Origin of the sequence: Chromohalobacter sp. 296-RDG, assembly GCF_029889885.1 — a bacterium.
Classification (GTDB): Bacteria; Pseudomonadota; Gammaproteobacteria; order Pseudomonadales; family Halomonadaceae; genus Chromohalobacter.
This window is the reverse complement of sequence record NZ_JARANY010000299.1, coordinates 1-639: the sequence shown is the minus strand read 5'-3', so window position 1 is coordinate 639 and position 639 is coordinate 1. Positions and strand designations below refer to the sequence as shown.

The following is a 639-nucleotide window of genomic DNA, read 5'->3' as shown; positions in this document are numbered from 1 at the left end:
CTGGCAGTAATCAGCTCGAAAACCGAAAGCTGGACGCCGCCGGTGTTGACCTTCTCGAACACCAGGCAGACCGCTTCCTTGGAGGTCTCCTTCTTCAATTCGATCACTGGCAACTGATAGGCGGAGAAGGCGCCGAGAATCTTCTTCTGGAACTCCAGGAACTCCCCCATGGCTTCCTGGTGGTAAACGAAGAGGTCCTGGAGCCACTCGGAGGAGTCGAGGATCTTGTCGCAGGGGAAGTAGAGCTGCTCGCACTCCAGCTGACGGGTGGAGAGGTCGATGTCCACATCGCGGCCGAAGTTCTTGCGGGTCTGGCGGTTCTCGTCCACCGCGATGACCGCCTCCTCCAGGCGATCCTCGCCCTCCAGGGCGGTGCGGATGTCGAAATAGTAGTGACGCTTGATGGGCTTGCCCTTGGTGGTGCGGGTGTTCACAGGGGCATCCAGGCCTACCGCCTGGGTCAAGCTGGTGAGGCGCTGCTGGCCGTCGAGGATCAGCTGGTCCGGCTCCTTGGTCACGCTGTCCGGGTCGATGCCCTCCACCGGCCGCGTCTCGAAGCGCACCTCGCCGCCGGTCTCCATCAGCATCACCGCCCCCACCGGGAAGGAGCGGGCGATGCTGACCAGCAGGCTCTGCACG

General features: G+C 63.1%; 1 protein-coding gene. It reads right to left on the bottom strand.

From position 1 onward, the window contains the following. Window positions 1–639: DUF262 domain-containing protein (locus tag OP495_RS18650; RefSeq protein WP_280571278.1), on the bottom strand; the 639-nt coding region annotated here is incomplete at both ends.